The 8,527-nt window shown below is 42.0% G+C and carries 7 protein-coding genes; 4 read left to right on the top strand and 3 right to left on the bottom strand.

Annotated elements, in window-relative coordinates; genetic code table 11:
- Nucleotides 1-116: 116 nt before the first annotated feature.
- From MICAI_RS03385 to hpsU, 3 genes are all read left to right on the top strand, one after another.
- Entirely contained in the window at nucleotides 117-782 is a 666-nt protein-coding gene (locus tag MICAI_RS03385) for an urease accessory protein UreF (protein ID WP_008197741.1), read from the top strand.
- A gap of 149 nt (nucleotides 783-931) precedes the next feature.
- Complete coding sequence (locus MICAI_RS03380; protein ID WP_008197739.1) at nucleotides 932-1,882, top strand: glycosyltransferase family 2 protein; 951 nt, start codon at nucleotides 932-934, stop codon at nucleotides 1,880-1,882.
- Between the two features lie 5 nt (nucleotides 1,883-1,887).
- The gene (hpsU, locus tag MICAI_RS03375; protein ID WP_008197737.1) at nucleotides 1,888-2,478 is read left to right on the top strand and encodes a hormogonium polysaccharide biosynthesis acetyltransferase HpsU; all 591 of its coding nucleotides are present in this window, start codon (nucleotides 1,888-1,890) and stop codon (nucleotides 2,476-2,478) included.
- An 828-nt stretch (nucleotides 2,479-3,306) separates the two neighbouring features.
- Here the strand turns inward: hpsU and MICAI_RS23025 are convergent.
- The 3 genes from MICAI_RS23025 to MICAI_RS03360 form a co-directional block, all read right to left on the bottom strand.
- On the bottom strand, nucleotides 3,307-4,845 hold the full coding sequence (locus tag MICAI_RS23025; RefSeq protein ID WP_008197728.1) for an SUMF1/EgtB/PvdO family nonheme iron enzyme: 1,539 nt from the start codon (nucleotides 4,843-4,845) through the stop codon (nucleotides 3,307-3,309).
- 491 nt (nucleotides 4,846-5,336) lie between these two features.
- Nucleotides 5,337-5,441, bottom strand: coding sequence for a hypothetical protein (locus MICAI_RS27720; RefSeq protein ID WP_253852116.1), 105 nt, complete (start codon nucleotides 5,439-5,441; stop codon nucleotides 5,337-5,339).
- Between the two features lie 451 nt (nucleotides 5,442-5,892).
- The gene (locus tag MICAI_RS03360) at nucleotides 5,893-7,644 is read right to left on the bottom strand and encodes a mechanosensitive ion channel family protein (protein ID WP_008197726.1); all 1,752 of its coding nucleotides are present in this window, start codon (nucleotides 7,642-7,644) and stop codon (nucleotides 5,893-5,895) included.
- A 79-nt stretch (nucleotides 7,645-7,723) separates the two neighbouring features.
- On the opposite strand from MICAI_RS03360, the gene MICAI_RS03355 reads away from it, so the two are divergent.
- Nucleotides 7,724-8,527: IS701 family transposase (locus tag MICAI_RS03355; RefSeq protein WP_039899542.1), on the top strand; the 804-nt coding region annotated here is incomplete at its 3' end.

Below are 8,527 nucleotides of genomic sequence, written 5' to 3'. Positions count from 1 at the left end.
TTGTGGCTATTAATCACGGTATAATTGAGAGAGTGCCGCTTTTTATTGGCTCGATCTACATACCGAAGCACCAAGCATTTCCCTAATTGTGTTAAGGACAATTTTCTCGGTTTTCTATGCTCGCTCAAAAAGAACTTTTGTGTTTATTACAATTGGCTAGTCCGATTTTACCCGTCGGGGCCTATAGTTATTCCGAAGGGCTAGAAACCCTCGTCGAAAAGGGGATTATCTCCAATAGTGCCAGCTTAAATGATTGGTTAGAGCGATCGCTTGGTCAAGGCTCGATTCGCTTAGAAACGGCCGTTTTGCTAAGAGTATATCGTTGTTTTTGTCAAGAGGATTTTACAAAACTTAATTATTGGGACAATTGGTTATCGGCAACGCGAGAAACGGCCGAATTAAGACAACAAAGCTGGCAAATGGGGCGATCGCTGTTAAACCTATTGCGGGAGTTAGCAGCCGACAGAGATAATCTACCGGAACAGGCTAATTATGCCACCGCCTTTGCGATCGGGGCAAGTCATTGGCAAATTGGAGAAGAATTAGCGGTTTTAGGCTATTTACACAGTTGGGCAAGTAATTTAATCAATGCAGGACTGCGTTTAATTCCCCTTGGGCAAACCCTAGGACAATCGCTTCTGATCGGTTTACAGCCCAGTTTATTAACAGCAACAGCAGATATTATCAGTTTAGCCGATGAAAACCTGAGCAGTTGGAGTTGGGGGCTAAGTTTTGCCAGCATGAACCACGAAACCCAGTATAGTCGTCTATTTCGCAGTTAGAAATTTAGAGAGAAGAGCAGGAAAATGACGGAAAAAAGCAGATAAGGTATAGTATGATTGAAAAAAATCTTAAGCCCTAGTTCTCCCTTTCTGAGTAACTAAGGGTTTTAAGGAAAGGTGCGAACACTCTACCTAGCCACAGTGTACCAATGTTTAGTCAATCAGAAAAAATTCCCGTTTCGGTGTTAATTCCCGCCAAAAACGAGGAATCTAACCTTCCCGCCTGTTTAGAGAGTGTTGCTAGGGCTGATGAAGTGTTTGTCGTCGATTCCCAAAGTAGCGATCGCTCGATCGAAATATCTACAAACTATGGTGCTAATGTAGTCCAATTTCATTTTAATGGTCGTTGGCCGAAAAAGAAAAACTGGTCCCTCGATAACCTGCCCTTTCGCAATGAATGGGTATTAATCGTCGATTGTGATGAGAGAATCACCCCCGAACTATGGGACGAAATCGCCACCGTCATCCAAGATGCCAACTATAACGGTTATTATCTCAATCGTCGCGTCTTCTTCCTCGGACAATGGATTCGTTATGGCGGCAAGTATCCCGACTGGAATCTGCGTTTATTTAAACATAAGTCCGGCAGATACGAGAATTTAAACACGGAAGATATACCCAACACGGGAGATAACGAGGTTCACGAACACGTTATCCTTAATGGCAAGGTGGGCTATCTGAAAAATGATATGCTACACATCGATTTCCGCGATATCTATCATTGGTTAGAAAGACATAATCGTTATTCCAACTGGGAGGCGCGGGTTTATTACAATATTCTCACGGGTAATGACGAAAGCGGCACGATCGGAGGGAACTTCTTCGGTGATGCGGTGCAGAGAAAACGTTTTTTAAAGAAAATTTGGGTAAAATTGCCCTTTAAGCCGCTGCTGCGCTTTATTCTCTTTTATTTTATCCGTCTCGGTTTCTTAGATGGCAAAGCTGGTTATATTTACGGTCGTCTTTTGAGTCAGTACGAATACCAAATTGGGGTTAAATTGTACGAACTACGGCGATTTGGCGGTAAATTAAACGTTAATGCCCATGTTAATCCCGCGGTTAAACCCTCGGAACCTCAACCCGCAGAAATGATTAAATAAGTCCTATGTCCCCAGAAATCCGCACCGATGAGGAAGCGTGGCTAGATCTGCGTACCTACGATCAATCTTGGTTTGATCGCGGTCGTTCTAATCCGATTATCCTACTTTGGTGGTTAGTACAAGGAATTCTTTTTCCCCTCAGTTTACATCAGATGGATAGCTTTCGCTGCGCTGTTTTGCGGCTATTCGGGGCTAAAATCGGCCTTGGGGTGAAAATTCGCCCGACGGCAAGGGTTACTTATCCTTGGAAAGTGGAGATCGGCGATTATACTTGGATCGGCGATGATGTGGTGATTTATAGTTTAGATAACGTTACCATCGGCAGTCATTGTGTGATTTCTCAAAAATGCTATCTTTGCACTGGCAGTCACGATCCCGGTGATCGCTCTTTTGGCTTAAAAACCACTCCCATCCTCATTGGTAATGGTACATGGATCGCAGCCGATTGTTTTTTGGCTCCGGGGGTAAAAATTGGCTCTAATGTTGTTATTGGGGCAAGAAGTAGCGTATTTGCCGATATTCCCGCTCAAAAGGTTGCTTGGGGCAGTCCCTGTCGTCCTCAATACGATAGAAAGATGAATCCTTATAGCAGTTAAGCTAAGAGTCATTCTATTATAATCATAGCGCACCAATTTAATAGACCTCTCCAGAAAACATTTTTGCTAGGCTTGTAGTAAGCGCTTCAGCCCTTATTTTGGCAATTATTGGAGAGGTCTACAGCCTTTCTGGTAAAGGTGAAGCATACAGTAATCCTTGCTAATCAAGTGTTTTAGACGCAAGAACGAACCTCATCTATCTGAGAAACGCTGTAATGATCAAGTTAGTGCGTGGCGCGCCGATTGTTGATTGGGGTTTTTTAACAGAATTGGTAGCCGCCTAAGGCACCCGCCCCAATCAGCGATCGCAATGAATATATCGGACGCAAGAGAAAAGTTAAGCAGAAGGCCAATAAAAATAGGGCTCTTCTAGGTTCTGTGTGATAAGTTTAATTGACATAGGATCGATCGATCTTTGTGTCCTTTGTGTCTTTGTGGTTCGTTCCACCCCCTCGCTCTTGAGAAATGTATCTTAGAATACATTTTACCCACCAAAGCTGGGAGAGCCAAAATAGTAATTTTTTGATAGGTTTGTACGGTAGTAATTGGGGAGCAACTTATAATTTTGTCAGGGATTGGGTGTAGGATTGAATAAGAATTAATAGCAACAAGCTCCCCTTTTACCAGAGAGGTCAACGAGCGATGGCTATTATACAGCAAGCTGTCTAGCCACATCGTCACCCCGTCAGCCCCAGAGGGTTGCTTCTCTCACGGGATTTCCCTTCATCCTTGATGCTCTATCTGCACTGAATACAATTTAATTTTGTATTATAATCAAAAAGGAAGAGGAAGAAAAACCAAGTTAAATGAACAGCAGCGAAGGGTAAATTAAGTCCTCGCCACGCCGCACACCAACCGCAGACCGACATCGTAGAAGTCGAGGACTGGACTGTTGCTATAGCGGGATGCCGAACGGCAGTTCCCCGGATTAAAGTCCCAAGACCCACCGCGCAGCAGCCGATAATCATTCTCATATTGACTCAGCCAAGCACTGCCATCCGTTGGCGCACCGTTGTAACTGTAGTGCCAATGGTCGGCACACCATTCCATAATATTTCCGTGCATATCATAGAGACCAAAAGCATTGGGGGGAAATGTCCCGACTGGAGTTGTTTCTTTGCGAAATTGCCCTTTTGCTGCATTGCCGTAAGTAGAGTTGCCGTTAAAATTTACTAAATCTGTCGTAATGGTTTCCCCGAAGTAAAAAGGTGGATAGGGAAGGTTTTGACTTGCTTCTTTACTGGTAACTGCTCTACAAGCATATTCCCACTCCGATTCGCTGGGCAAGCGATACTCCCGTCCCGTCTTCTTCGACAGTCGCTGACAAAATTCGATCGCCTCGTACCAAGTGATACTTTCGACCGGTCGATCATCCCCCTTAAAACGCGATGGCTCTAATCTGAGTGGGCGCTCAATTTTCGGGAGAGAAGCAACAGCTATCCAGAGTTTTTGGGTAACTGGAAATTTGCCCATAGAGAAAGCAGGAATAGTCACTTGATGTTGGGGGCGTTCCTCATCGCTACTTCCTTCTTCTGTCGCTGGCGCACCCATCATGAAAGTCCCGCCAGGAATGGCTACCATCTGGAATTTTACCCCATTGCCCAAGTCTTCAGTAAAGTATTCAGCTTGCTTGCGACTACGGCTAATTTCTTCTCCTTTGCTGTTTACTGTTAAGGTCTCAAACTCAAATTTACTGAAGCTTGGTTGCGTTGCTAATTGATAAACCGATCTTCCGATTATTGTTGCGCCGAAACCTGCACCTGTCCAACCGATCAATTGCAACAATTTTCGCCGATTTATTGCTACTGATAAAGGCGGAATACGAGGTGATTTTGGAGCAAGAATAACCGGAGTAGATACTGTGTAAGGTTTTGTTTCTCTAGGTAAATTTGATATTTCTTCTTCAAGTTTAACTTGCTGCGATTGAGAAGAGGAAGACGGTTTAACACTTAGTTTGCTGCCAGTAATTCCCCAAATTAATTGTCCTATTGGGTCAGCCTGAGAGCCGCGAAAATCTACCCAAGTCATTCCTTCAAGAAAAATTGGCAATTCAGGTTTTTGAGGCGCATTAGGCAATAAAACTGGAATTACTGGACTGCGTTTGTTCACAAACCGTCGCAAATAGGCTTCAATTTCCATCTCTTGCCAAGGACCAATCCCATTTTCACCGACAAAAACCGCCGCTGCGTTGATGTGTTCAATTTGCCGTTCCAATTCCCGCTGCCAAGGCAATCCGGGGCGCAATTCCCAGACATCCAGCCAAGGGTTTAATCCTTGTTGTTTCAGGGTTTGGGCAATCTTGATAACTTCAGGCTTGTCCTGGCTGTTGTGACAGAGGAAGACATGGAACTCTGACGACTCAGGCATCTGTAATACTCCCGCTTTGGCAACACTTTTGCTTCTATTTTACTCTGATTGCCAAGTTTTAATCAGCCAATGCAAAAGCTTAACTCATCCGGCCCATACCTTAAGCAACCAACCAATAACAACACCCAATCCGCCCAAATGTACCGCTTGTCAAAAAGGACGTTTTGGCACCTCTTTAATAAGCGGGATAAACTTAAGATAATTGGTTCTTCCAAACTTACACTGTAGAAAATTCCTCAAGCTCCCTCTCTGCACAGCAATGCTCTAAAGTTGATAAATATCAATCTGACAAAAACTCAAAGCCTTAGTATATAAACTTTACAAGCATGAGTTGTTGATAGTTTTACATGACAGGTTCGGTAGAGCCAGATAATTCAAGGCTTCTTGATTCATGACCATATCTGAATCCTCCTGTTTAGTGAATTTAAGCGACGGGCATGAGTGCGCCTTCATTGCTATCAAGAATGGGAGCTATAGTTCTTATCGGCTGCTTAATTGGCAGCCCCAATCAGGATAAAAGACGACCAACAATAAGGATGGGGATATTTTTTGATCAGGCTTAGTTTTGCCTCTCTCATCCCTGGGCTTTTGTTCATTTCTGTCTGGAGATTTCGATAGAATTTAGCCATCATAATTAAAGTAATTATCTCAGGGAATTTGTCTGCTAATTCTTTGTCATCGGCCGCGGGACAAAGACTGGTAATTACTGATGATGTAAGCCAGTCCCGATATTTCTCTGCTATCAGCCTTGGCTTCTTTGGTGGTTTGGCAAGCACTCAGAGTGATTAATTCGCTGTTTTCTAATCCTAATAATGCGGCATCGGCGATGTTATATTAAACCTCTTGCACAATTAACTTTTGATAGTTCAAAAACGGCAAAAATAAGGATTAAATTGCCTAAAATCTGTCAAGAGATTATGGAATTAATTATTATTCATTCTTAATTCTCCTGACTACTGGCTACTTACTCCTAACAACAACTTTTGATTTTTACCAGAGGTCTATTAATAATCCGTCAACAGTGAGTGCTTAAAAACGGATTTGGTGTCAAAATGTGTTGTTTTCTTGATTGTCTGAAGATTGAACACGAAAGGGAGGCGCAACATAATCGGAAGGTAAATAATTTTCGGGAATGGTTGTTGTATTTCCATCTCGTAGGGAAGTGTAACTGGGAGAGAGAATCTCAATCCCAGCTTCATTACACTTATCTTGAATATTTTGATGGAGTTCTGAATAAATTATTACCATCAAATTGGGTTGGTTAGTGTAAGCGTTTAATTGATAACTGATGTAAAAATTATCTAGGCTAGTTTGCAGGACAAAAGGTGCGGGTTCTTTGAGAATATGCACAGTTTCTAGAGCAGCTTCAATTAAGGTTTTGTGGGCTTTTCGCCAAGGCAGATCGTACCCTAGGGTAATCGTTGTCTGAATAATTAGATTTCTGTTTAATTCCCGCGAGGAAATACTAAAGTTAATCACATTACTACTTAATAAAGATGAGTTAGGAATAGTAATGATTTTATTAGTGGGAGTGCAAATGCGAATTACTAGGAAGTTTTTTTCAATTAGATCGCCAATTACATCTCCCACTTGAATGTGATCTCCGATGCGAAATGCCCGGGTATAGATAAGAATAATTCCCCCGATGACATTGGCGATCGCTGAAGTAGAACCAAGGGATAAAAGAAGACCAAGAAAAACAGAAACACCGCGGAAAGCAGGGGAATCAAAACCGGGCAAATAGGGAAAAGCCATTATTGCCGCTAAGGCAATAATTATGACTAATAGGAGATTGTAAGTAGGTTTAGCCCAATCAGTATAAAAACCAGGAATAATCAGATTTCCTCTTTCTATTGCTGTAAAAAATGGCTTGATTAGCCGGATTAAGTAGTAGGTTATAAAAATGATTATGGCAATAATAAAGGCATTGGGAAGATATTTACCAATAGAGGATAAAACCAGTTCTAATGATTGAGAAAAATAAACTAAAATACTCTCGCCAAAAACTCTTGTCCAGGGAAATAAACGGAGTACAAATGTAGTATAATTAAATAATAATAAAAAGAGAACAAGTAAACGAATTATACGCAGAAATCGCAGCCCCAAAAAGCTGATCTTAGAGGAAGATATGATCTCAACATTCCCGATTTGAATGCCTGGTGTCAAGGATTCAATCAAACGTCGAATAAAGGGAAATAGCTTCCCTGAAATTTTGATAACTGCAAAGCTAATAATCAAGAAAACAAAGGTGGCTATAACCGTATAAATGACGTTCTTAAGTAGTTGTTCTGGTTTTCGATCTTGGCGATATTGAGCGATAGCGACCTGAATTTTTTGTAAAGCTTGTTGAGCTAAAACCTCCGGCGTTGAACGATAGGCTTTTGCGTCTCCCTCAGTCACCGTTAGAATTACTTCTTGATCTACACTTAAATAAAGTGAGTTATCATCAGGAATCTGCTTAATTGTCAGGTTCTCAACAGGAATAGAATCATTGTGAGCAATTCTTTCAATTCTCCGGGTAATAGCGTTAGCTCTCTCCTCCGCCGAAAATGAAGAAACTCCCCGTCGGATAAAAAAGAGGGGTTTTCCATCTAACATAACTGGAAAGCCGTCAATTTTGTTTTCCAGTTGTGTCGGATTTTGAGCTATTCCCAAAAGAGGGGAGGTAAGAGTCAGTAGTAAAACTACAGCAAATATTAGCAGAGTATCCCCAATTTTTTTCATCCATCCTCTAGCTCTAGATGCTGTAGTTAGCATTAAATATCTTTGATTAATATCGACAACTGGTACAAATTGCATAGTGGGACTTAAACGATCAACAAGAGTATAATAGAGTATAATCGTTAAAGAGTAAGCACTTTACGTTGAAAGATCAGCGATGAAAGAGACAACCCCAGCTGCGATGCCTCCCTGCTTTGACCGATGGTGTCGGCGGTTTGACAATTGCTTCAAAAACGAAGCGCAAAAAAACGGCTTCAGACAATATTTAGGAGGATTATTAGGGGAAAGTGAGAGGAAAAACCTCACTCAAATGGCCAATAATGCCGTCGGAGTAGTTTATAACCGATTACATCACTTTTTGACCGAATCTCCTTGGTCAGACCGTCAGGTGAATGAATGTCGGTTGCAAGTGATGAACCAATGCCGCCGGACGCAAATACCCGGAGGATTTTCCCTGATTGTCGATGACTCAGGACATCGAAAAAGTGGCAATCTGACCGCCGGAGTTGAGAGGCAGTACTTGGGAGAAATTGGCAAGACAGACAACGGAATAGTCGCCGTCACTACTCATCTCTACGACGGCAAAAAAAGTGTACCCCTAGACATTGAAATTTATCAACCGGCTAGTTCCTTAGCCGAGGGGAAAGAAGACAAAGAATTTAAGAAGAAACCGGAGATATCGATAGATTTAATTGACTGGACCTTAACCAGAGGCTATCGACCGAAAATCGTGTTAATAGATGCTGGTTATGGCAACAAGACAAATTTTCTAAAAGCCCTGGAAGAAAGAAAGCTAAAATACTTAGGAGGATTGGCAAAAAATCGAAAAGTAATTATTGAAAAAGAAGGGGGTGTGGAAGAAACAATCCAGCTTGAGCAACTAGCAAAAAGCCTATCAGAAAAGGATTGGGAGAAAATCACCCTAAATCTAGATCAAGAAAAAACGGTTTGGGTAGTGGTA

The sequence above is a fragment of the Microcystis sp. T1-4 genome, assembly GCF_000297435.1.
Lineage (GTDB): Bacteria > Cyanobacteriota > Cyanobacteriia > Cyanobacteriales > Microcystaceae > Microcystis.
Note: the sequence above shows the minus strand (reverse complement) of the source record. Positions and strands in the feature narration are given on the sequence as shown.